This is a genomic window from Streptomyces sp. A18 (assembly GCF_059026065.1).
In genome coordinates, this window is record NZ_JBWLKL010000008.1 from 174,700 (window position 1) to 196,736 (window position 22,037).

The window sequence follows — 22,037 nt, forward strand, 5'->3', positions numbered from 1 at the left end:
AGCCCTAGTGGCTCAGAGGCCTAGCAACCCGTACAAGCGCCCACACCGTCTTCCCATGCTGCCCCCGCTGCCAGACTCCCCACGCCTCGGCGAGCGCGTCGAGCAGGCGCAGCCCGCGGCCGTTATCCGCCCAGGGGCCCACGTCCCGCAGCGCGGGATCGGCGGGGCTCTCGTCGGAGACCTCTATGAAGCAGTCGCCGTCGGCAAGCACCGTCACCGCGACCTCGAACTCCCGTTCAAGGACGTGCCCGTGGCACACGGCATTCGTCGTCAGTTCCGACACGAGGAGCACGGCGTCCTGCAGCGCCACGCTCTCTTCCTTGTGCCCCCACGCGGCGAGATGATCACGCACGCGGAGCCGGGCGAGCGAGACGGATGCCGGGTGCGGTGGCAGCCGGAAAGCCTGACGTCGCAACAACGTTCCCCCTATGGCACACCAAAGCCCCAACTACCGCACACACTTCCGACACTTAATGCTGCGCAGAGGTAGTGCCCTGTGTCACACCGTCACCTCAAGGCCCGGCAGTATCCAGCCAGTTCGTCCTGCATCGAACCAACACGCGATCACGCCTGGCGGGAGGCCAGTTCGACGACCGTGATGTCGGACGGCGCCCCGACCCGCACCGGTGGTCCCCACGCACCGGCGCCACGCGTCACGTACAGCTGCGTGTCGCCGTACCGCTCGAGCCCCGCGAGCGTCGGGTTCGCCAGGTCGGCGATGAAATTGCCTGGCCACAGCTGTCCACCGTGGGTGTGCCCGGAGAGCTGGAGGTCGACGCCGTGCTTGACGGCGTCGTGGATGACGACCGGCTGGTGGGCCAGCAGGACGGAGGCCCGCGAGCCGTCCCGGTCACCCAGCGCCTTGGCGAAGTCGGGCCCGCGCCCCTCGCGCTCGCCCGCCACGTCGTCCACACCCGCGAGGTCGAAGCCGGGCAGTTCCGTGCGGGCGTTCTCCAGGGGACGCAGCCCGAGTTCGCGCACGTGATCGACCCACTGCCCGGCCCCCGAGAAGTACTCGTGGTTGCCGGTCACGAAGTACGTGCCGTGCCGCGCGCGGAGCTGTGCGAGAGGTGCTGCGGCGGGCCCGAGGTCCTCGACGCTGCCGTCGACCAGGTCACCGACTACCGCCACGAGGTCGGGCTGCGTGCCGTTGATCGTGTCGACCACGCGCTGGGTGAAACCGCGTCCGAGAATCGGCCCCAGGTGGATGTCGCTGACCACGGCGATCCGGAACCCGTGCGCCGCGCGCGGCAGCTTGGCCAGCGGCACGGTGACGCGCTTCACCTGCGGCCCGCGCAGCACGCCGTACGTTCCGTAGCCGACCGTTCCCACGGCGACGGCCGCGGCGGTCCCGCCGACGATCCGGGAGACGAAGAGGCGGCGCGAGGGCGCGGCCCGGTCCGCCCGCACTTCCGCGGCGGCGGGCTCCGCGGACTCCACGGACTCCACGGACTCCGCGGACTCCGCGGACTCCGCGGACTCCTGCGGGGCGGCGTCCTCTACGGAGAGGGCCTCCGTGGAACCGGCGCCCTCCGTAGGGGCGGGTTTCGCACGACGTCCCAAGAAGCGGCGTCTCAAGAAGAGACGTCTCAAGAAGAAGGGCCGTACGAGTTCCGCCGCAAGAAGCGCGAGGAAGAGATAGATCGACAGCGCCATCCACATGAAGCCCGGCCAGGCCAGCACCTGCTGGAGCCAGAACGGCGCCCCGGTCTGCTCGGCGACGATCACCCCGAACATCAGCAACGGCCCCGCAACGAAGGCCACGGAGCCCGCGCGCCGGGCGAGCCCTGGCCCGGCCGTGGTGTCCCGCACCAGGCGCCGCCACACGTACCACTGCATCCCGGCGAGAGCCGCGAGCGCGGCGACAGCGGCCAGCACGGACAAGACAATCACGGAGCGCGCCCCTCAAAGTGACCGATCAGTCATGACGTACGCCGCAGAGCACGCACTCCGCGCAACCCGATGGTCCCTACCACCGTCCCCAAGACAAAGGAGGCGACGGCGAGCGTCAGGTGGACCCAGAAGTACGCGCTCGGGTCGCCTGCGTCATCGAAGGCGAGCCCGCTGCCGTCCTTCCACAGGTTCTTGACGAAAGTGATCCAGATGAACCAGCTCCACACACCGAAGGCGAGCAGGAACCAGGAGACCGGGCGGCTGAGCTTCATACGTTCAGTATCGCGAGCCTTCCTTCCGCACCGCCGCCGGGGTGGGGAGCCCGCGCCGTCGAGGACACAGACCACCTCGGCGGCGACTCCCACAGCAGCGCCCTGTACGTTCTCGTCCGTGCCTGCCGCAAAAAAGACCGCCTTGTTGGTCACTTCCGTCGCATTGCTGACCATGTCGACCACTGCTCCCGCGTGGGCGGACGACAAGCCGGGAGGCGAGAAGAAGCCCGAGCCGCCCGCGTCGATGTCGACCGTCGGCGGCGCCAAGCTCGGCAAGCCGGGCACACAGGTGAGCCTGAAGGCGGGCGCGCCCGTCCTCCCCAAGGACCTGTCCGCGCGCTCCTGGATGGTCTCCGACGCCGAGACGGGCGAGGTGCTCGCCTCGCACAACTCGCACTGGCGGCTGCCCCCGGCGAGCACCCTGAAGATGCTCTTCGCGGACACGGTCCTGCCGAAGTTCCCCAAGACGCAGAAACACAAGGTCGAGCTCTCCGACCTGGCGGGCATCGGCGCGGGCAGCAGCATGGTCGGCGTCAAGGAGAACGAGACGTACACGGTCCACGACCTGTGGCTCGGCGTCTTCCTGCGGTCGGGCAATGACGCGGTGCACGTCCTGTCGGCGATGAACGGCGGCGTCCCGCAGACCGTCAAGGACATGCAGTCCCACGCCGAGGAGCTCCAGGCCCTCGACACGCATGTGGTCAGCCCGGACGGCTACGACGAGAAAGGGCAGGTCTCCTCCGCGTACGACCTGACGCTGTTCGCCCGGTCCGGGCTGCAGAAGAAGGACTTCCGCGAGTACTGCTCGACGGCCACCGCCAAGTTCCCCGGCGAGACCAAGAAGGTCACGAAGGGCAAGGACAAGGGCAAGAAGAAGCGCGAGCCCTTCGAGATCCAGAACACCAACCGGCTCCTCACGGGGGACATCGGTCTCGACGCCTACAAGGGCATCGCGGGCGTCAAGAACGGCAGCACCACGAACGCGGGCAACACCTTCACCGGTGTCGCCGAGCGCAACGGCAAGGTGCTGCTCGTCACCGTCATGAACCCCGACTCCGGGGAACAGCACGCGGTCTACAAGGAGACCGAACGCCTCCTCGACTGGGGCTTCAAGGCCTCGGGCAAGGTCGAGCCGGTGGGCGAACTGGTCGCCCCGAAGGGTGCCGGTACGGGCAGCGGCAAGGGCGCTCCCGGCGCAGGCAAGGACGGGTCGGACTCGTCCAAGAACGTGGCGCACGCCTCCGGCAAGGAGTCGGGCGGCGTCGGCATCGCGCTCGGGGTCGCGGCGGGCGTCCTGGCGCTCATCGCCGCCGGCTGGTTCGTGATCAGCCGCCGGATGCCGCTGCCGGACCGGGTGCAGCGGAAGAGCCGCCGCTGACGTCTCCGGGCTCTTCCTGCTGCTTCTTCCGCTCTTCTTGAGCTTCTGCTTCCCGGGCTTCTTCTTCTGTACGTCGCTCCTTCCGCGTCGCCGTCCAGGCGGCGCAGAAGAGCAGGAGTTTCGCGGTGAAGTTGATCCACAGGAGCAGCGCGACGGGCACTCCGAAGGCGCCGTACATGTTCTTGGACGCGACGCCCTTCATGTAGCCGCCGAGCAGCAGCTTGAGCAGTTCGAACCCGGCCGCGCCGATGAGACCCGCGGTGATCAGGTGGCGGCGGGGCGGCTGGACGCCCGGCAGCAGCGTCAGGACGTAGAGCAGCAGCAGGAAGTCCGCGAGTACGGCGATGGCGAACGCGATCGCCTGCAGCAGCACCCCGCCCCAGCCGTCCTCGGAGACCCCGACGAGGTCGGCGCTCCAGCCGACGGCGGTCGACGCGAGGGTCGAGGCGGCGACGGACGCGAGTCCGGCGCCGCCGAGTCCGACGAGCACCCCGGCGTCCTTGATCTTGCGCATGACGGGGTTCTCTTCGGTGTCCTCGAGCTCCCAGACGGCCCGCAGGCACTCCCTCATCGAGCCGACCCAGCCGATGCCGGTGAAGAGCAGCAGGGCGCCCGCGACGAGGCCGATGGTGCCCGCGTTGGCGACGAGGGCGTCCAGGTTCAGCTGATCGGAGATGCCGGGGACCTGCTTGGAGATCGTGTCCTCGAGCTTGTTCTGCTGGCTCTTGGAGAGCGTCGCGGCGGCGATCGCGGCGGCGACGGTGATCAGCGGGAAGAGCGCCAGGAAGCTGATGAAGGTCATCGCTGCCGCGAGGCGGGCCCAGTGCACGCTGTCGAGCCGCTCGTACGCGCTCCACGCGTGCGTGCGCATCAGGCGCTCCACCAGGGGCCCGATGCCGGGGAGCTTTTTCAGCCAGTCCATGATGCCTCCCTGCCCGCTGTACGGAAGACCAAGGTCCGGGTACCCCAAAAACGCAGGACCGTGGCGAGTGCCATACCGACTCCCGCACCGGAGACGGTGTCCGCGCGCTGTGAGGTGAGGCCCAGGCCGTAGTGGGAGACCGCGATGCAGAGCAACTGCACCAGGGCGCCCGCGATGTTGACGGCGAAGAAGATCCCGTACTGCCGAAGCCGCGAGGCTCGCGCCACTCCGGCTCCCTCGCGCCGCCGGTAGGTGCCGAGCGCGTTGCCCGCGTACGCGACCGTGCAACCGGCCAGGAAGGACAGCGCCTTGGCGGTCAGCGGGTCGAGGCCGACGGGGCCGCGCAGCCAGATGAACAGGCCGAGGTCGACGGCGTACGCGCAGATCCCGGCGGCGGCGAAGCCGAGCAGTTCGGGGCCCATGGCCCGCAGCCGCTCCCTGAAGGGGCTCACCAGTCGGCGACCGCTAGGCCGTACATGGCGATCCACACGAGGCCGATGACGGCGAGCGCCCGGTCACGCAGGACGACGTCCTCGGGCTCACCGGCCGTGCCCCGGTCGGCGAAGACGGCGTACCGCAGGACCGCGAGGACGAAGGCGGCCATGGACAGCTGCCGCCAGGGCAGCAGGCCGTTGCCGGTGCCGCCGCTCTCCATGGCCCACAAGCAGTACGCGAGGACGGCGACGCCCGCGGCAAGTTGCCACACGAAGCGGAGGTATCCGGTGGTGTATTCGGTGAGCAACGCGCGCGTGGCGCCCAGCTTCTCGGCACTCCCGGACATCTGGACGGCTTCGGAGTAGCGCTTGGCGGAGACCATGAAGAGCGCGCCGAAGCCCGTGGTGATCAGGAACCAGCGCGAGAGCGGAATGTCCAGGGCCACTCCCCCGATCATCGCCCGCATCAGGAAGCCGGTGGTGACGACGGCGAGATCGACGACGAGCACGTGCTTGAGGCTCACGCAGTAGGCCAGTTGCATCACTACGTAGGCGGCGAGCAGCCCCGCCGTCAGGGGCGTGCAGAACGCCGCGGCGGCCAGGGGCGCGAGCACGGCGAGCAGCCCGCCGACCGCGTACGCGACCGTCACCGGCACCTGACCGGCGGCGACGGGCCTGCGGCACTTGGTGGGGTGGGCGCGGTCGGCATCGGCGTCGCGCGCGTCGTTGATCAGGTAGACGGCGGACGCGGCGGCCGTGAACAGCGCGAACACCAGGACGAGTTGGATCAGCGCGTGCCGCGAGAAGAGTTCGCCCGCGGCGGCGGGGGCCGCGACGACCAGGACGTTCTTCACCCACTGGCGGGGACGCGCGGTCTTCAGGAGGCCGAGCGGCAGGGCGAGGGGGTTCGGTCCCGGCGGCCGGGGCGGCTGGGGGCGTTCGAGCAGGACGGTGCGCTCAGACATGCTTACGGCCCCCGTTCATCCAGGTGGAGCCCAGGCGCGCGGTGAGGGCGCCGAGGGCCGCGCCGGCCGCCACGTCCGTCGGGTAGTGGACGCCGACGACCATCCGCGAGACACACATCGCGGCGGCGAGCGGCGGGACGACGCGGGCTCCGACGGGACTCAGGGCGCCGTACGCGACGGTGGCCGCGGCGGCCGAAGTAGCGTGCGAGCTGGGGAAGGAGTGCCGTCCCGCGGTCCTGACGAGGGGCGCGGCGCCCGTGTCGCCGCCGGGGCGCGGGCGCCGTACGACCCGCTTGACGCCCATGCTGGCCAGGTGGGCCGCGGCGGTCAGCGCCGTGCCGCGCAGCCAAGCGCCGCGCCGCTCGCGGTCGACCGCGGCGCCCGCGAGCCCGGCGGCGATCCAGAGGGCGCCGTGTTCTCCGGTCCAGGACAGGGCCCGTGCGACGGCTGCCACGCGCGCGTCGGAGCCGCAGTCGCGCAGGGCCGACAGCAGCCGGTGGTCCATGTCGTGCATGTGGCCTCCTTCTCCGGGGACTTCAAGGACCTGACCTCCCGACTCTTCTAGCCAATCTCTCAATATTTACGGCAATATAGGACGACACTCCATCAATCACCCATTTCGGTGAGGGCTCTGACGAATAAGGGCAAACTGTCCTTGCTCGGGCGATACGGTCACGCCTATGCCTGCCGACTCCGCTCCGCCCGCCGACTCCGCGACCGCGACCGAGGCCGCGTCCATGGCGACGACCGAGGCCGTTTCCGTGTCGGGCTGGGGGCGCACCGCCCCCTCCACCGCCCGCCTGCTCCGCCCCCGTACGCCCGACGAGGCCGTGGCGGCACTCCGGGCCTGCGGGGAGCGCGGCGGCATCGCCAGGGGCCTTGGACGGGCCTACGGGGACGCCGCACAGAACGCGGGCGGCTCGGTCCTCGACATGACCGGCATGGACCGCGTGCACGCCATCGACGCGGACGCGGGCACCGTCCTGTGCGACGCCGGGGTCTCCCTGCACCACCTGATGGAAGTCCTGCTCCCGCTCGGCTGGTTCGTGCCGGTCACGCCCGGCACGCGCTACGTGACGGTCGGCGGCGCGATCGGCGCGGACATCCACGGCAAGAACCACCACGGGTCCGGGTCGTTCTCGCGCCATGTGATGGCGGTGGAACTACTCACCGCCGACGGCACGGTGCAGGCGGTCGAGTGCGGCACCCCCCTGTTCGACGCGACGGCCGGCGGCATGGGCCTGACCGGCGTGATCCTCGCCGCGACGCTGCAACTCCAGCCGGTCGAGACCTCCTTGATGACGGTGGACACGGAGCGCGCCACCGACCTGGACGACTTGATGGCCCGCCTCACCGCCACCGACCACCGCTACCGCTACTCGGTCGCCTGGATCGACCTCCTGGCGCGCGGCGCCGCGATGGGACGCTCGGTGCTCACACGCGGCGACCACGCTCCCCTGGACGCCCTCCCGGCACGCGCGCGTAGAGCCCCGTTGGCGTTCCGGCCCGGCCAACTGCCTTCCGCCCCCCGTTTCCTGCCCGAAGGGCTGCTCGGCCGGAAGTCGGTGGGCCTCTTCAATGAGCTCTGGTACCGCAAGGCACCCCGCTCCCGGGTGGGCGAGCTCCAGAAGATGTCGACGTTCTTCCACCCCCTGGACGGCGTCCCGCACTGGAACCGCGTGTACGGCCGCGGCGGCTTCGTGCAGTACCAATTCGTCGTCGGGTACGGCAAGGAAGAGTCCCTGCGGCGCATCGTGCGGCGCATCTCGGAGCGCGGCTGCCCGTCCTTCCTCGCCGTGCTGAAGCGCTTCGGAGAGGGCGATCCGGGCTGGCTCTCCTTCCCGATGCCCGGCTGGACCCTCGCCCTGGACATCCCGGCGAACCTGCCGGGCCTCGGCGCCTTCCTCGACGAACTGGACGAGGAGGTCGCCGCGTCCGACGGCCGCGTCTACCTGGCCAAGGACTCCCGCCTGCGGCCCGAGATGCTCGCCGCGATGTACCCGCGGCTCGACGACTTCCGCGCGCTGCGGGCGGACCTCGACCCGCGCGGCCTGTTCCGCTCGGACCTCTCGCGCCGCCTCGCCCTCTAGCACCTCCAGGAGTTGGTCCCATGAAGGACGCCTTCGGCACCCCCCAGTCCCTGCTCGTACTCGGCGGCACCTCCGAGATCGGGCTGGCCACGGCCCGCCGTCTGGTCGCGCGGCGCACCCGCACGGTGTGGCTTGCCGGGCGGCCGTCCCCGGGCCTGGAGAAGGCCGCTGCGGGCCTGCGCGACATCGGCGCGGACGTCCGCACCGTCGCCTTCGACGCGCTCGACTCCGAGTCCCACGAGTCCACGCTGGGCAAGATCTTCGCCGAGGGCGACATCGACATGGTGCTGCTGGCCTTCGGCATCCTGGGCGACCAGGCACGCGACGAGGACGAGCCCCTGTCGGCGGTGCGGGTCGCGCAGACGAACTACACCGGCGCGGTCTCGGCGGGCCTGGTCTGCGCGCGGTCGCTGCAGGCCCAGGGGCACGGCTCCCTGGTGATGCTCTCGTCGGTCGCGGGCGAGCGCGCCCGCCGCACGAACTTCATCTACGGGTCCAGCAAGGCGGGCCTCGACGCCTTCGCCCAGGGCCTGGGCGACGCGCTGCACGGCACAGGGGTGCACGTGATGGTCGTACGCCCCGGCTTCGTACGCTCCAAGATGACGGCGGGCCTGGAGGAGGCCCCGATGGCGACCACTCCGGAGGCCGTCGCGCTGGCCATCGAGACGGGCCTGCGGCGGCGCTCGGAGACCGTGTGGGTGCCCGGCGCGCTGCGGGTGGTCATGTCGGCGCTGCGGCACGTACCGCGGACGGTGTTCCGGCGGCTTCCGGTGTAAGGCTTCTCTTCCGGTACAAGGCTTCTCGGAGGCCGCGTCCAGGTAAGCGGGCGGGCAGCGCTTGAGCTCAGCGGGCGGGCAGCACGCCGTGCGCGGCCGGGGCCGCCGCCTGGGGTGGCACCAGGGGGCCACCGCCCCCGAAGACGAACTCGCGCAGCTTGCGCCACACTCCGTCGGCACCCTGCTCGTAGAGCGCGAAGCCGGTGCAGGGCCACTCGGCCTCGTACTCCGAGAGCTCCGCGTAGGCCCGGTCCATGGCCTCTTCGGAGATGCCGTGCGCCACGGTGACGTGCGGGTGGTACGGGAACTGCAGCTCGCGCGCCATGGGCCCGGACGCGTCCCGCACCCGCTCCTGCAGCCAGCCGCAGGCCGAGCCGCCCGCCATCACCTGGACGAAGACGACGGGCGACAGCGGACGGAACGTGCCCGTCCCGGAGAGGCGCATCGGGAAGGGGCGCCCGGCGGCCGCCACGGCCCCCAGGTGCGCCTCTACCGCGGGCAGCGCCGCGGAGTCCACCTCGGTCGGCGGCAGCAGCGTGACGTGGGTGGGGATGCCGTGCGCCGCGGGGTCCCCGAAGCCCGCGCGCCGCTCCTGGAGCAGGCTGCCGTGAGGCTCCGGAACCGCGATCGACACACCGATCGTTACGGTCCCCACGTCGTACTCCTGTCGGTCGGGTGGCGGGCAGAGGGCGCTGTTGTACCTGGGGTGGTGCAGGGGGGGCTGTGTGGGTCAGTGCTTGGCGGGCAGGAGGCCCACCTTGTCGTACGCCTGGGCGAGGGTCTCCGCGGCTACGGCGCGCGCCTTCTCCGCGCCCTTGGCCAGGATCGAGTCGAGCGTCTCCGGATCGTCCAAGTAGGCCTGGGTGCGGTCCCGGAAAGGAGTCACGAAGTCGACCATGACCTCGGCGAGGTCCGTCTTCAGCGCACCGTAGCCCTTGCCGGCGTACTTCTGCTCCAGTTCCGGGATACCGATGCCGGTGAGCGTCGAGTAGATGGTGAGGAGGTTGCTGACGCCCGGCTTGTCCACGGTGTCGTAGCGCACGACCGTGTCGGTGTCGGTGATCGCGCTCTTGACCTTCTTGGCGGTGGCCTTGGGCTCGTCGAGGAGGTTGATCAGGCCCTTCGGCGTGGACGCCGACTTGCTCATCTTGATCGACGGGTCCTGAAGGTCGTAGATCTTCGCCGTCTCCTTGAGGATGTACGCCGCCGGGACGGTGAACGTCTCGCCGAAGCGGCCGTTGAAGCGCTCCGCGAGGTCGCGGGTCAGCTCGATGTGCTGGCGCTGGTCCTCACCGACCGGGACCTGGTTGGCCTGGTAGAGCAGGATGTCCGCGACCTGGAGGACCGGGTACGTGAAGAGGCCCACGGAGGCGCGGTCCGCACCCTGCTTGGCCGCCTTGTCCTTGAACTGCGTCATGCGCGACGCCTCACCGAAGCCTGTGAGGCAGTTCATGACCCAGCCGAGCTGGGCGTGCTCGGGTACGTGGCTCTGGACGAAGAGCGTGCAGCGCTCCGGGTCGAGTCCCGCCGCCAGGAGCTGGGCGGCGGCGAGCCGGGTGTTGGCGCGCAGCTCGGCCGGGTCCTGCGGGATCGTGATCGCGTGCAGGTCCACCACCATGTAGAACGCGTCGTGGGACTCCTGCAGCGCCACCCACTGGCGGACCGCGCCGAGGTAGTTGCCGAGGTGGAACGAGCCCGCGGTGGGCTGGATTCCGGAGAGCACGCGAGGACGATCAGAGGCCATGAGGCTCATTCTCTCAGGTGTCTCTCATTGCTCGGAAACAGACGTGTGACGGGTGTGCCGCGATCTTGTGATCCGTCACCTCGATCCGTCGCTTCGGTCCGTCGCTTCGCCCCGTCGCTTCGGTCCGTCGCTTCGGTCCGTCGCTTCGGTCCGTCGCTTCGGTCCGTCGCTTCGATCGGGTCGGGCGAATGCGGAACCGATCTCGTCCGGCCGGTGTATCAAGAGTGTGAGGGCACAGGGGGAGGTCCTGGAGGGGGGCCGCGTCGACGAGGGTGCGGTGATCGCGCGTGTGCGCGCCGGGGAGCCGGAGGCGTACGCGGAACTGGTGCGCGCTTTCACCGGGATCGCACTCAGGGCGGCAGTGGCACTCGGGGCGGGATCAGACGCGGAAGACGTGGTGCAGCAGGCCTTTCTCAAGGCGTACTGCTCCTTGGGGCGGTTCAGGGACGGCTCGGCGTTCAAGCCGTGGCTGCTGTCGATCGTCGCCAATGAGACGAGGAACACAGTGCGTTCGGCGGTGCGGCAGCGCTCGCTCGTCGGGCGCGAGGCCGCGCTCGCGGAGGCGGAGCCGCTGATACCGGAATCGGCGGACCCCGCGGTGGCCGCGCTGGAGCGCGAGCGCCGGTCGGCTCTGCTCACCGCGCTCGACCGGCTGAGCGAGGAGCACCGCCTGGTCGTCACGTACCGCTATCTCCTGGAGATGGACGAGGCGGAGACGGCCGAGGCGCTGGGCTGGCCACGGGGCACGGTCAAGTCCCGGCTGAACCGCGCGCTGCGGAAGCTGGGGCGGCTGCTGCCGCAGGGGCCGGACGCACCGGAAGGACCGGAGGGAGGCGACGGGCATGAGTGAGCGGGGCGACGGTCAGGGCGGGGGCTCCGCCGAACGGGCCGGAGGCAGCGACGCCCGTCGGCTTCCCGAGGAGCTGCGAGCGCTCGGCAGATCACTCGACCCGCTGGGGCCCACCGGCGAGTCGATGGCCGAGCGGGTCCTCGCGCAGATCATCGCGGAGTCGTTGCCGGTGCCGGGAACGGCGCCGGGAACGGTGCCGGTGGCCGAGCGGCCCGGTCGCCTCACCCGGCTGCGGTCGTGGCTGCGGGCGCGGTGGCGGGTCCTGACGGCGGCGCTGTGCGGTCTCCTGACGGCCGCGGTGCTCACGCCGCCGGTGCGGGCCGCGGTCTTCGAGTGGTTCGACTTCGGCGGGGTCGAGGTGCGGTACGACCCGTCGGCTCCCCCGCCGGCCAAGGGCGTGCCCGGGTGCGGCCGGGGGGTGAGCCTTTCCGAGGCCGAGCGGCGGGCCGGGTTCGTGCCCGCGGTGCCGGACGCTCTGGGCGCGCCTGACGCTGTCGCGGTGACACGGGAGCCGGGCGCGCGCGTCCAGGTCACCCTGTGCTGGCGCGACGAGGGCCGGACGATACGACTCGACGAGTTCGGGGCACGCCTCGACCTCGGCTTCAGCAAGACGGTGACGGAGCGCCCCGACTGGGTGCAGGTCGGCCGGGAGACCGGGGTGTGGTTCCCGAGCCCGCACCGGCTCACGTTCTGGATGGTGGAGGGCGACGGCGACAGGTGGACGCGCTCCGAGCGGATCGCGGGGCCGACGCTGCTGTGGACGCGGGGGGCGGAGCTCACGCTGCGGCTCGAGGGCGTGGCGTCCAAGGAGCGGGCGCTGGAGATCGGGAAGTCCGTCTCGGCTCGTCCTGGCGAATCGGGAACCTGAACGGCTCGGGCGGTGTACCAGAAGTGACGCGGTGCGGACGGGTCGTGCCGGAGAGCGGCTGGGGGATCGGACATGCGGATGAGGACGACGCGGAAGACGCGGACGGCCAGGGGAATGTGCGGGTCGGTGGCGGGGCTCGCGGCAGCACTGGCACTGGGCGTGATGGGCGCGCCGGAGGCGATGGCAGGTGGGCCGACGAGCGTCCTGGTGGTCTCGCCCGAGAGCGGTCAGAGCACGGCGCTCTATGTGAGCGACAAGGCGTACGGCGAGCTGGAGCGCTGTCTCGGCGACATCGGCGGCGTCGGCGGCATCGGCGGCATCGGCGAGGGCAGGCGCGAGCGGCCACCGGGCCTGGACATGGGCGACGGAAGCCGTCAGATCAACGTGACGTGGATGGTCCACGACGTGCGGCCGTGGCGGGTGGACCGGGCCTATCCGGTGACGTCCGGCTCCAAGGACGGGAAGGACGGGAAGGACGGGAAGGACGGGAGGAACGGCAAGGACACCGCGGTCGTGTGGATCCACACGACGACGGACGTGGATTCCATGACCGGCGCCTGGCACAAGGCGAAGGATCCGGCTCGCCTGACGGCCCTGTTCAAGAAGCTCGGGGTCATGGGCGCGCCGACGGGCAAGGGCAATCAGGGGATAGCCCCCGGGGCGGACTCAGCCCCGCCACCGACATCGGCCTCGACATCGGCCTCGGACCCGGAGGCCGAGCCCGAGCAGGCCGCCTCCGGACGGACCGATGGCGCACCGGGCGACGGTGGCGCGGGCTGGTGGTGGGCGATACCGGGCGCCGCGGCGGGAGCCGTGGGAGCGCTGCTGCTGCGGGGGCCACTCGTCGAGCGCCGTCGCGTCCTCGCCTTGCTGCGCGGACGGCGGTCTCATGAGGACGGCCCGCGGCAGGAATTGAGGGACGTGTGAGGGGTGCGGCACCCCCCGGCCGGCGAGTCGGCCGCCCCGGGGGGGCGGTCCGGCCGGTGAGTCAGTGCGCCGGCAGGCCCGGGGCCGGGTGGGCGGCCATCAGGTCGGCGACCTCGGAACGGATCTTCGTCAGGGCGTCCTCGTCACCGGCACGGGCCGCGGCGACGCCTCGGTCGATCCAGTCGGCGACGGTCGGCATGTGCTGCGTCCCGAGACCGCGGGAGGTGAGCGAGGGGGTTCCGATGCGGACGCCGGAGGGGTCGAACGGCTTTCGCGGGTCGTACGGCACGGTGTTGTAGTTGACGACGATTCCGGCCCGGTCGAGCGCCTTCGCGGCGACCTTGCCCGGGACGTCCTTGGGGGTGAGGTCCATCAGGATCAGGTGGTTGTCGGTGCCGCCGGAGACCAGGTCGAAGCCGCGGGCGAGCAGTGCTTCGGCGAGGGCTTGGGCATTGGCGACGACCGCGTGGGCGTAGTCGCGGAAGGAGGGCTGCGAAGCCTCGTGCAGGGCGACGGCGATGGCGGCGGTGGTCTGGTTGTGCGGGCCGCCCTGGAGGCCGGGGAAGACCGCCTTGTCGATGGCCTTGGCGTGCTCCTCGCGGGACATCAGCATCGCGCCGCGCGGGCCGCGCAGGGTCTTGTGGGTGGTCGTGGAGATGACGTCGGCGTGCGGGACCGGTGAGGGGTGGGCGCCGCCCGCGACCAGGCCGGCGATGTGTGCGATGTCGGCGACGAGGACGGCTCCGGCCTCATGGGCGATCTCGGCGAAGGCGGCGAAATCGATGGTGCGAGGGAGGGCGGTGCCACCGCAGAAGATCAGCTTGGGGCGTTCCTTGAGGGCCAGGTCGCGCACCTCGTCGAAGTCGATGCGGCCCGTGTCGTGGCGGACGCCGTACTGGACGCCGCGGAACCACTTGCCCGTGGCGGAGACACCCCAGCCGTGGGTGAGGTGGCCGCCCATGGGGAGGGCCATGCCCATCACGGTGTCACCGGGGTCGGCGAAAGCGAGGTAGACGGCGAGGTTGGCCGGAGAGCCGGAGTAGGGCTGGACGTTGGCGTGCTCGACACCGAAGACGGACTTCGCGCGGGCGACGGCGAGGCGTTCCACGGGGTCGATGTTCTGCTGGCCCTCGTAGTAGCGGCGGCCCGGGTAGCCCTCGCTGTACTTGTTCTGCAGGACCGTGCCGGAGGCTTCGAGGACCGCGGTGGAGACGTAGTTCTCGCTGGGGATCAGGCGCAGGGTGTCGGCCTGGAGCTGCTCCTCGGCGCCGACGAGCGCGGACAGCTCGGGGTCCTGCGCGGCGAGCGCGGGATGGCTGAGGGTGTTCGGAGAATGCGAGGAACTCGCAGATACGGAGTTCGAGGAAGAGGAAGAGGAAGAGGAGTCGGTCATGGTGGCCTCCGGGGCGAGCGGTCTGTGTCCGGTCGTGGTCCCGGGGTGCCCAGGCGGGCGGCACCTCGAAGGTTCAGCCTCGCACGGCTCCCTCGGGGTCCGTTCCCCGTGCGCCAGTCGCCGTGCTGTGGAGACCAGCCTATCGGGCACGCCGGGACGGCAGGTTTCCTCGTCCACGATCCGAGCGACGATAGAACTTGGGCGCCACACCCGCCCCACACCGCAGGACGAACGGAGACCCCGTGTCGACTACCGCAGAGTTCATCACCTCGTCCGAGGCGCACAGCGCGCACAACTACCACCCGCTGCCCATCGTGATCGCGTCGGCGGAAGGCGCCTGGATGACGGACATCGAGGGGCGCCGCTACCTCGACATGCTCGCCGGGTACTCGGCGCTGAATTTCGGGCACGGCAACCGCCGCCTGATCGACGCGGCCAAGGCGCAGCTGGAGCGGGTGACGCTCACCTCGCGGGCCTTCCACCACGACCGGTTCGCCGAATTCTGTACGCGGCTCGCGGAGCTGTGTGACAAGGAGATGGTGCTGCCGATGAACACCGGGGCGGAGGCGGTGGAGACGGCCGTGAAGACCGCGAGGAAGTGGGGGTACCAGGTCAAGGGCGTGCCCGACGGGCGGGCGAAGATCGTCGTCGCCCGCGACAACTTCCATGGCCGGACCACGACCATCGTCAGCTTCTCGACGGACGCCGAGGCGCGGGCGGACTACGGTCCGTACACCCCGGGTTTCGAGATCGTGCCGTACGGCGATCTGACGGCGCTGCGGGCGGCGGTCACGGAGAACACCGTGGCCGTGCTCCTTGAGCCCATCCAGGGTGAGGCCGGGGTTCTGGTGCCGCCGGCCGGATATCTGGCGGGCGTGCGGGAGTTGACGCGGGAGCGGAACGTCCTCTTCATGGCGGATGAGATCCAGTCGGGGTTCGGCAGGACGGGCAAGACGTTCGCGTGCGAGCACGAGGGCGTGGTGCCGGACGTCTACATCCTGGGCAAGGCACTCGGCGGGGGTGTCGTGCCGGTGTCCGCGGTGGTGGCGGACGCGGATGTGCTGGGGGTGTTCAAGCCGGGTGAGCACGGGTCGACGTTTGGCGGCAATCCGCTGGCGTGCGCGGTGGCGCTGGAGGTCATCGCCATGCTGAGCTCGGGCGAGTTCCAGCAGCGGGCCACCGAGCTGGGCGAGCATCTGCACGCCGAGCTGGGGCTGCTCGCCGGGACGGGCGCGGTGACGCAGGTGCGGGGCCGCGGGCTGTGGGCGGGCGTCGACATCGACCCTTCGCACGGAACGGGCCGCGAGATCTCCGAGAAGCTGATGGACCGGGGTGTGCTGGTCAAGGACACCCACGGCTCGACGATCCGGATCGCCCCACCGCTGGTGATCAGTAAGGAGGACCTGGACTGGGGGCTCGATCAACTGCGGGGGGTGCTGGCCTAGTTCAGAAGCACCTCCGGAAGCGCCTCCGGAAGCACCTCCGGAAGCGCCCCTGCCCTCATCGGAAGCACCCCTGCCCGCCCCCTTCCCCCCCACCGGCGCCCAGTCTCAGCGTTTGACGCCGACCCCGCCGAACATCGCCACATCCTCGGCGTCCGCCGCCTCCGGTCCTGTGCGCCAGCGGTTGCAGGACACCACGCCGGGGTCCAGCAGCTCCAAGCCGTCGAAGAAACCGGCGACTTGCTCGGGGGTGCGCTGTGTGAGCTTGGGGGTGCCGTTCTCGTTCCAGAACGCCACCGCCTCGTCCACGTCGGGCATCGCGGGGCTGGCGATCGTGTGCGACAGGACCAGGTGGCTGCCGGCCGGCAGGGCGTCGAGCAGGCGGCGCACGATGCCGTACGCCTCGGAGTCGTCCTCGATGAAGATGACGACTCCGAGCAGCATCAGTGCGACCGGCTGGTCGAAGTCCAGGGTCTTGGCAGCGTGTTCGAGGATCGTCTCGACGTTGCGCAGGTCCTCGTCGAGGTAGTCGGTCTTGCCCTCGGGGGCGCTGGTGAGCAGGGCGCGCGCGTGGGTGAGGACCAGCGGGTCGTTGTCCACGTAGACGACTCGGGACTCGGGGGCGATCGACTGGGCGACCTCGTGCGTGTTGTCGGCGGTCGGCAGTCCCGTGCCGATGTCGAGGAACTGCCGTATGCCGCACTCGGTCACGAGGTGGCTCACGGCGCGCCCGAGGAACTGCCGGTCGGCGAGCGCGTACGCGCCGATGCCGGGGTGCAGGTTACGGATCTGGTCACCGGCGGCCTGGTCGACGGGGTAGTTGTCCTTGCCGCCGAGCCAGTAGTTCCAGATTCGGGCCGTGTGAGGCTGCGTGGTGTTGATCCTGGGGTCGGCCATGTCCGGTTCGCCTCCGAGTGCGTCGTCGCGATCAACCGGCAGCGTACTCGGGGCACTTCACCTACCTGCTCCCCCGCCCAGGCCTCAGAGGATCACGTGCGGCAGGAACCTCGCGTACTCGTCCGTGATCGGGCCCGCCGACTCCCGGATGCCGAGCCCCGCCGCCTCGTCCTCGACGACCCACGCACCGAGCACCACACGGTTGCCGTCGAAGTCGGGCAGGGGTGCCAGCTCCTGGTAGCAGCAAGCCTCTTCACGTACGGGAGAGGGCGCCGCGTCGCCCGGTGGATGGATCGTGACTCCGGCTCCTTCGCGGCCGAGGAGGGGTTTGGCGACGTAGCCCCGCTCGGAAGCGAGCTCCCGGGGGCCGTCCAGATAGGCGGGGAGGAGGTTGGGGTGGCCCGGGTACAGCTCCCAAAGCACCGCGAGCAGCGCCTTGTTGGAGAGGAGCATCTTCCAGGCGGGTTCGATCCACAGGGTGGAGCCGGTGCCGCCGCCGTTGTCGAGGGTCTCCAGGACATGCGGGGCGAAGCGGTCGGTGGTCAGCCACTCCCACGGGTAGAGCTTGAAGCAGCTGCGGATGAAGCCGAGCTTCTTGTCGACGAAGCGCCGCGAGAGCCTGTCCCAGCCGATGTCCTCCATGGAGATCGCCTCGGTGTCGAGCCCGGCCTGCTGAGCGGTCTCGCGCAGATACGCGACCGTCATCAGGTCCTCGCCGAGTTCGTCGCCCGCCGAGTGCGCGAAGTACAGCGGGCCGCCCGGCGGAAGCAGCGAGGCCTGCTTCTTCCAGGCGTCGACGAGCCGTTCGTGGAGCGAGTTCCACTGGTCGGCGCCCGGGAAGCACTCCTCCATCCAGAACCACTGGGGACTCGCGGCCTCGACCAGGGATGTGGGGGTGTCGGCGTTGTACTCCAGCATCTTCGCCGGGCGGCCCGTTCCGTCGTAGTGCAGGTCGAACCGACCATAGACGGAAGGGAGTTCGGCGCGGCGGCGCCAGGCCTCGGTGACCGCTTCGGCCACTCGGGGGTCCGTGATGCCGAGGTCGGCGAGGCGGTCGTGCTCGACGATGTGCTCGGCCGCCGCGAGGCACATCGCGTGCAGCTCCTCGACGACCTCTTCGAGGGCCTCGACCTCGGGAAGAGAGAAGACGTAGTACGCCGACTCGTCCCAGTAGGGGCGGAGCGAGTCGTCGGGGTATCGGGTGAGGGGGTAGATGAGCCCCTGGTCCTCGACGGTCTGCTGCCAGCCGGGGCGGGGGGTGCGGGTGCGGCGTTCCATGGCCTCGGTCTCGGTCGTTCTCTGTCTCGATCTCGGTCCCGGATCTCGCGTCCGGCTCAGCCGCCGCCGCTGCCCGAGCAGCCGAAGCCGTCGCGGTCGACTGCCTCGCTGCGGCTGAAGGTGCCGTAGTCGGCGTAGCGGCCGTCGATGTCCGCGTCGTAGTACCAGTCGGCGTCCATACGGCCGGACTTGCCGGCGCCCGTGCCCGTGCCTGAGCCCGCCCCGTAGGAACTGCCGCCGGACTGGCGCCCCTTGCCATACGAAGAGGACCCGGACGAGGAACCGCTCTTGCAGTTCTTGTCCGCCACGATTTTGTAGCCGGTGAGGTAGTCGTAGCTGTCGCGGTCCACGCACCGCTTGTCCGGCTCGGAGCCGCAGGAGCTCAGGGCCGCCGCGAGGACGCCCATTCCGCCGAGTACGACCGTGCTGGACCGCAGCCTCCGCCGCTGCGTGCCGCTCTTTTCCTTCACGGCCTCTTCGGCCTTCTCGTACTTCTCGTACTTCTCGGCTGCCATCTGCGTGCCGCTCCCCCGTTGTCGTACATGTGTCAACACGTCATCGGCGATCAGCGTAGGTACGCGCCCGGCCACCATGCCAATCGGCCCAGCCGAATCCCCCTCCTCTACAGTCACTTCGTGTCTCTTGGGATGATTTGCGCACTCGGTTCAGCGGTCTGCTTCGGCACGGCCTCCGTCTTCCAGGCCGTGGCCGCCCGCGCCACCGCGCCGGGAACAGGCTCCGGGGTCGACCCCGCGCTGCTGCTGCGCGCGGTGAAGCAGTGGCGGTACATCGTGGGGCTCGGGCTCGACGGGCTCGGGTTCCTGCTGCAGATCGTGGCGCTGCGTTCCATCCCCATCTACGCCGTCGGAGCGGCACTCGCCGCGAGCCTCGCCGTCACGGCGGTGGTGGCCTCGCGGTTGCTGCGGGTGCGGTTGAGCGGGATGGAGTGGTCAGCGGTGGGGGTGGTGTGCGCGGGGCTCGCGATGCTGGGGCTTGCGTCGGGGGACGAGGGGGAGGACGTCGGGTCGACGACTCTGCGGTACGTGATGTTGGGCGTGGCGGTGGGGGTGTTGGTGCTCGGAGCCGTGGCCGGACGGTTGCCGGGGCGGGGGCGGGCGCTGGCTCTGGGGCTCGGGGCGGGGTTCGGGTTCGGGGTGGTGGAGGTGGCCGTGCGGCTGATCGACGACGTCTCGCCGGGGGCGTTGGTGGCGAATCCGGCTGCTTATGCCTTGCTGGTGGGCGGGGGCGCGGCGTTCCTGTTGCTCACGTCCGCCTTGCAGCGGGGGTCGGTGACGACGGCCACCGCGGGGATGGTGATCGGGGAGACGGTCGGGCCCGCGGTGGTGGGTGTGGTGTGGCTGGGGGACCGGACTCGGGAGGGGCTGGGGTGGCTGGCCGTACTGGGGTTCGTGGTGGCTGTGGCGGGGGCGTTGGCGTTGGCACGGTTCGGCGAGGCGCCGGCTCCTGCGGAGAGCGTGCCGGTGGAGGGGGCGCGGTAGGGGCGGGGGCTCGGTAGCTCCGGGGAGGCCTGTAGCTAGGGTCGGGGGCTCGGGAGGCGCGGACCCTGCGGGGCTTTCCCCGGTCCCGCCCCTTCCCGGAACTGGAGCTCCGCCCCAGGCCCTGCTCCTCGAACGCCGGAGGGGCTGAAACATTCCGGCCGGGACTGGATGGCTCCAGCCCGTCCGGCGCTTGAGGACGAACTCGGCGAAGCCGGTGATCGACGGTACGCACGCACAGCCGGTTCAGCCCCACAGCAACACCGGCACCCACAACCGGTTCAGCCCTACAGCAACACCGGCACCCACAACCGGTTCAGCCCTACGGCAGCACCCTGCACAACGCCTCCAACGCCCCCGCCCACCCATGGTCCGCCGGAGTCCCGTACCCCACCACCAGCGCGTCCCGCCCCGGGACCCGCGCGGCGGGATGCCGGAAGCTCGCGAGACCCTGCACCGCGAGGCGTTGCCAGCTCGCCGCCTGGACCACCGATCCTTCGGTGCCCGGTGGCAGTTCGAGCACCGCGTGCAGCCCCGCGGCGATCCCCGTGGCCCGTACCTCCGGTGCCCTCTCCGCCAGCGCGGCGACCAGTTCGTCCCGCCGGCGGCGGTAGCGAAGGCGCGCGCCCCGCACATGGCGGTCGTACGCACCCGAAGTGATGAACTCCGCGAGCGTCAGCTGGTCGAGCGCCCCGCATGCCCATTCCGCGCCCCCCTTCGCCTCGATGACCTCGGCGGCGATCGGCGCCGGGAGCACCATCCAGCCGAGCCGGAGGCCCGGGGCGAGGGACTTGCTAGCCGTGCCGAGGTAGACCACGCGGTCCGGGTCCAGGCCCTGGAGAGCGCCCACCGGCTGCCGGTCGTAGCGGAACTCCCCGTCGTAGTCGTCCTCCAGGATCAGCCCGCCCTCGCGCCGCGCCCAGTCGACGGCGGCCGCGCGCCGGTCGGGGTGCAGCGGAACCCCCATCGGGAACTGGTGGGCGGGTGTCAGCAGCGCCACCTTGGCCGACCCAGACCCAGACCCAGACCCCGAACCCGGCCCTGACCCAGCTCCCGATTCCGATCCCGATCCCGCTCCCAACTCGTCCGTGGACGTGCCCAGTTCGTCGAAGGGCAGCGGTCTCGTCCGCAGCCCCGCCCGCTTCAGCAGATTCCAGTGGACGTCCAGGCCGTACGACTCGACCATCACCTCCCGCAGACCCCGCGCCCGCAGCACACCGCCCAGCAGGCTGAGCCCCTGCGCGAACCCGGCGCAGACGACGATGCGGTCCGGGTCCGCGTGCACGCCGCGCGCGCGGGAGAGGTAGTCGGCGAGGGCGGTACGCAGCTCGATCCGGCCGCGCGGGTCGCCGTAGCCGAGTGCGTCGTTCGGGGCGGCGGCCATGGCCCGGCGGGCGGCCTTGAGCCAGGCGGCGCGCGGGAAGGAGGCGAGGTCGGGGGTGCCCGGCATCAGGTCGTACGTGGGGCCGCCCCCGGCCCTGCGGCGCGGCGCGGGATCGGCGGGGCGCGGCACGGCGCGTTCGGCGACGCGGGTGCCGGAGCCCTGGCGTGCGGTGAGCCAGCCTTCGGCGACGAGGTCGGCGTACGCGTCGGCGACGGTGTTGCGGGCGATGCCCAGGTCGACGGCGAGGGAACGGGAGGAGGGGAGGCGGGTGCCCGGGGCGAGCCTGCCGCCGCGTACGGCTTCGCGCAGGGCGTCCGTGAGGCCCTTGCGCACGCCGGAGCGGGCGGCCTCTCCCCCGGTCTCGGCCCAGTTCTCGGCCCCGGTCCCGGCCCGGGTCTCCAGGTGGAGGTCGACGCCCAAAGTGGCCCAGGATTCTTCCATGGGAATGGACCATACAGTTGGGCTACTCCGCCCGTACGGTCGTTGGCATGACGACGCATGACAGCACCCCCGTACAGAAGCAGTACGTCCACGAGCACACCCCCCGCCTCGACTGGCACCAGCACGCCCCCGAGGTCTTCAAGGCGATGATCAGGCTCGACGCGGCGGCCCGTAAGGGCGTCGATCCGGTGATCCTCGAACTCGTCAAGATCCGCGCCTCGCAGCTCAACCGCTGCGCGCTCTGCATCGACATGCACAGCAAGGACGCGCTCGCGGCGGGCGAGAGCGTGGAGCGGATCATCCAGCTCAGCGCGTGGGAGGAGTCGCAGCACTTCTATACGGCGAAGGAGGTCGCCGCCCTCGAGCTGGCCGAGGCGATCACCGTCCTGACGGACGGCTTCGTGCCGGACGAGGTGTACGAGAAGGCCGCGGCCCTCTTCGAGGAGCAGGAGCTGACGCAGCTGATCGCCGCGATCACGGTGATCAACGCGTGGAACCGCTTCGGCGTCTCGACGCGTCAGGTGCCGGGTCACTACAAGGCCGGGGACCACAAGTGAGCGCTGCTCGGACCAGCCACCTGGACAAGG

General features: G+C 70.8%; 23 protein-coding genes and 1 riboswitch. Of the genes, 9 read left to right on the forward strand and 14 right to left on the reverse strand.

Translation table 11 applies throughout. The features are described 5' to 3' along the window. Nucleotides 1-4: 4 nt before the first annotated feature. From AC5P1C_RS16070 to AC5P1C_RS16080, 3 genes are all read right to left on the reverse strand, one after another. Nucleotides 5-418: an ATP-binding protein gene (locus AC5P1C_RS16070; RefSeq protein WP_493866502.1), complete on the reverse strand. Its 414-nt coding sequence runs from the start codon at nucleotides 416-418 to the stop codon at nucleotides 5-7. Nucleotides 419-564: 146 nt separating this feature from the next. Then, on the reverse strand, nucleotides 565-1,893 hold the full coding sequence (locus AC5P1C_RS16075; protein ID WP_493866503.1) for a metallophosphoesterase: 1,329 nt from the start codon (nucleotides 1,891-1,893) through the stop codon (nucleotides 565-567). Between the two features lie 29 nt (nucleotides 1,894-1,922). Next, complete coding sequence (locus tag AC5P1C_RS16080; RefSeq protein ID WP_493866504.1) at nucleotides 1,923-2,165, reverse strand: SCO4848 family membrane protein; 243 nt, start codon at nucleotides 2,163-2,165, stop codon at nucleotides 1,923-1,925. A gap of 118 nt (nucleotides 2,166-2,283) precedes the next feature. Between AC5P1C_RS16080 and AC5P1C_RS16085 the strand changes: the two genes are divergently transcribed. Next, on the forward strand, nucleotides 2,284-3,543 hold the full coding sequence (locus AC5P1C_RS16085; RefSeq protein ID WP_493866505.1) for a D-alanyl-D-alanine carboxypeptidase family protein: 1,260 nt from the start codon (nucleotides 2,284-2,286) through the stop codon (nucleotides 3,541-3,543). Here AC5P1C_RS16085 and AC5P1C_RS16090 read toward each other — a convergent pair. Genes AC5P1C_RS16090 through AC5P1C_RS16105 form a run of 4 tightly spaced genes read right to left on the reverse strand, consistent with a single transcriptional unit; the run spans nucleotide 3,491 to nucleotide 6,378 of the window. Next, nucleotides 3,491-4,465 (reverse strand): YihY/virulence factor BrkB family protein, encoded by a 975-nt coding sequence (locus AC5P1C_RS16090; RefSeq protein WP_493866506.1) that lies wholly within the window; start codon nucleotides 4,463-4,465, stop codon nucleotides 3,491-3,493. The two genes, AC5P1C_RS16085 and AC5P1C_RS16090, sit on opposite strands and share 53 nt — an antisense overlap. After that, on the reverse strand, nucleotides 4,453-4,887 hold the full coding sequence (locus AC5P1C_RS16095) for a GtrA family protein (protein WP_493866614.1): 435 nt from the start codon (nucleotides 4,885-4,887) through the stop codon (nucleotides 4,453-4,455). The genes AC5P1C_RS16090 and AC5P1C_RS16095 overlap by 13 nt, the downstream gene beginning before the upstream one ends. Nucleotides 4,888-4,913: 26 nt before the next feature. Continuing rightward, nucleotides 4,914-5,864, reverse strand: coding sequence for a decaprenyl-phosphate phosphoribosyltransferase (locus tag AC5P1C_RS16100; protein WP_493866507.1), 951 nt, complete (start codon nucleotides 5,862-5,864; stop codon nucleotides 4,914-4,916). Beyond that, nucleotides 5,857-6,378, reverse strand: a complete 522-nt coding sequence (locus AC5P1C_RS16105; RefSeq protein WP_493866508.1) for a phosphatase PAP2 family protein — start codon at nucleotides 6,376-6,378, stop codon at nucleotides 5,857-5,859. The genes AC5P1C_RS16100 and AC5P1C_RS16105 overlap by 8 nt, the downstream gene beginning before the upstream one ends. A gap of 166 nt (nucleotides 6,379-6,544) precedes the next feature. Between AC5P1C_RS16105 and dprE1 the strand changes: the two genes are divergently transcribed. Then, nucleotides 6,545-7,954, forward strand: a complete 1,410-nt coding sequence (gene dprE1 / locus AC5P1C_RS16110) for a decaprenylphosphoryl-beta-D-ribose oxidase (protein ID WP_493866509.1) — start codon at nucleotides 6,545-6,547, stop codon at nucleotides 7,952-7,954. A 20-nt stretch (nucleotides 7,955-7,974) separates the two neighbouring features. Further along, on the forward strand, nucleotides 7,975-8,730 hold the full coding sequence (dprE2, locus tag AC5P1C_RS16115; protein ID WP_493866510.1) for a decaprenylphospho-beta-D-erythro-pentofuranosid-2-ulose 2-reductase: 756 nt from the start codon (nucleotides 7,975-7,977) through the stop codon (nucleotides 8,728-8,730). Nucleotides 8,731-8,797: 67 nt separating this feature from the next. Here the strand turns inward: dprE2 and AC5P1C_RS16120 are convergent, their stop codons facing one another. Then, nucleotides 8,798-9,385: a 2'-5' RNA ligase family protein gene (locus AC5P1C_RS16120; protein WP_493866511.1), complete on the reverse strand. Its 588-nt coding sequence runs from the start codon at nucleotides 9,383-9,385 to the stop codon at nucleotides 8,798-8,800. A 75-nt stretch (nucleotides 9,386-9,460) separates the two neighbouring features. Further along, nucleotides 9,461-10,474: a tryptophan--tRNA ligase gene (trpS, locus tag AC5P1C_RS16125; protein ID WP_493866512.1), complete on the reverse strand. Its 1,014-nt coding sequence runs from the start codon at nucleotides 10,472-10,474 to the stop codon at nucleotides 9,461-9,463. A 226-nt stretch (nucleotides 10,475-10,700) separates the two neighbouring features. Between trpS and AC5P1C_RS16130 the strand changes: the two genes are divergently transcribed. The 3 genes from AC5P1C_RS16130 to AC5P1C_RS16140 all read left to right on the forward strand — a co-directional run bounded on the left by AC5P1C_RS16130 (nucleotide 10,701) and on the right by AC5P1C_RS16140 (nucleotide 13,119). Then, a complete protein-coding gene (locus AC5P1C_RS16130) occupies nucleotides 10,701-11,324 on the forward strand; it encodes an RNA polymerase sigma factor (protein WP_493866513.1) in 624 nt (207 codons plus the stop codon). After that, nucleotides 11,317-12,192 carry a hypothetical protein gene (locus AC5P1C_RS16135; protein WP_493866514.1) on the forward strand — a complete coding sequence of 292 codons (876 nt, stop codon included), beginning with the start codon at nucleotides 11,317-11,319 and terminating at the stop codon, nucleotides 12,190-12,192. The genes AC5P1C_RS16130 and AC5P1C_RS16135 overlap by 8 nt, the downstream gene beginning before the upstream one ends. A gap of 78 nt (nucleotides 12,193-12,270) precedes the next feature. Then, complete coding sequence (locus AC5P1C_RS16140) at nucleotides 12,271-13,119, forward strand: hypothetical protein (protein WP_493866515.1); 849 nt, start codon at nucleotides 12,271-12,273, stop codon at nucleotides 13,117-13,119. A gap of 61 nt (nucleotides 13,120-13,180) precedes the next feature. On the opposite strand, the gene glyA is transcribed toward AC5P1C_RS16140, so the two are convergent. Beyond that, complete coding sequence (gene glyA, locus AC5P1C_RS16145) at nucleotides 13,181-14,512, reverse strand: serine hydroxymethyltransferase (RefSeq protein ID WP_493866516.1); 1,332 nt, start codon at nucleotides 14,510-14,512, stop codon at nucleotides 13,181-13,183. Nucleotides 14,513-14,552: 40 nt separating this feature from the next. Then, a riboswitch (ZMP/ZTP riboswitch) is annotated at nucleotides 14,553-14,643 on the reverse strand. Between the two features lie 111 nt (nucleotides 14,644-14,754). Here glyA and rocD point away from each other — a divergent pair. Beyond that, nucleotides 14,755-15,957, forward strand: coding sequence for an ornithine--oxo-acid transaminase (gene rocD, locus AC5P1C_RS16150; RefSeq protein ID WP_493866517.1), 1,203 nt, complete (start codon nucleotides 14,755-14,757; stop codon nucleotides 15,955-15,957). 105 nt (nucleotides 15,958-16,062) lie between these two features. On the opposite strand, the gene AC5P1C_RS16155 is transcribed toward rocD, so the two are convergent. From AC5P1C_RS16155 to AC5P1C_RS16165, 3 genes are all read right to left on the reverse strand, one after another. Further along, nucleotides 16,063-16,851, reverse strand: a complete 789-nt coding sequence (locus tag AC5P1C_RS16155; protein WP_493866518.1) for an SAM-dependent methyltransferase — start codon at nucleotides 16,849-16,851, stop codon at nucleotides 16,063-16,065. A gap of 84 nt (nucleotides 16,852-16,935) precedes the next feature. Then, nucleotides 16,936-18,129 (reverse strand): glutathionylspermidine synthase family protein, encoded by a 1,194-nt coding sequence (locus tag AC5P1C_RS16160; protein WP_493866519.1) that lies wholly within the window; start codon nucleotides 18,127-18,129, stop codon nucleotides 16,936-16,938. Nucleotides 18,130-18,185: 56 nt separating this feature from the next. Further along, nucleotides 18,186-18,536 (reverse strand): hypothetical protein, encoded by a 351-nt coding sequence (locus AC5P1C_RS16165; protein WP_493866615.1) that lies wholly within the window; start codon nucleotides 18,534-18,536, stop codon nucleotides 18,186-18,188. Nucleotides 18,537-18,776: 240 nt separating this feature from the next. Between AC5P1C_RS16165 and AC5P1C_RS16170 the strand changes: the two genes are divergently transcribed. Further along, the gene (locus AC5P1C_RS16170; RefSeq protein WP_493866616.1) at nucleotides 18,777-19,628 is read left to right on the forward strand and encodes a hypothetical protein; all 852 of its coding nucleotides are present in this window, start codon (nucleotides 18,777-18,779) and stop codon (nucleotides 19,626-19,628) included. 319 nt (nucleotides 19,629-19,947) lie between these two features. Here AC5P1C_RS16170 and pdxR read toward each other — a convergent pair whose 3' ends face one another. Then, complete coding sequence (gene pdxR, locus AC5P1C_RS16175; RefSeq protein ID WP_493866520.1) at nucleotides 19,948-21,450, reverse strand: MocR-like pyridoxine biosynthesis transcription factor PdxR; 1,503 nt, start codon at nucleotides 21,448-21,450, stop codon at nucleotides 19,948-19,950. A 47-nt stretch (nucleotides 21,451-21,497) separates the two neighbouring features. On the opposite strand from pdxR, the gene AC5P1C_RS16180 reads away from it, so the two are divergent. Then, the gene (locus tag AC5P1C_RS16180; protein WP_493866521.1) at nucleotides 21,498-22,007 is read left to right on the forward strand and encodes a carboxymuconolactone decarboxylase family protein; all 510 of its coding nucleotides are present in this window, start codon (nucleotides 21,498-21,500) and stop codon (nucleotides 22,005-22,007) included. The last annotated feature ends 30 nt before the right edge of the window (nucleotides 22,008-22,037 follow it).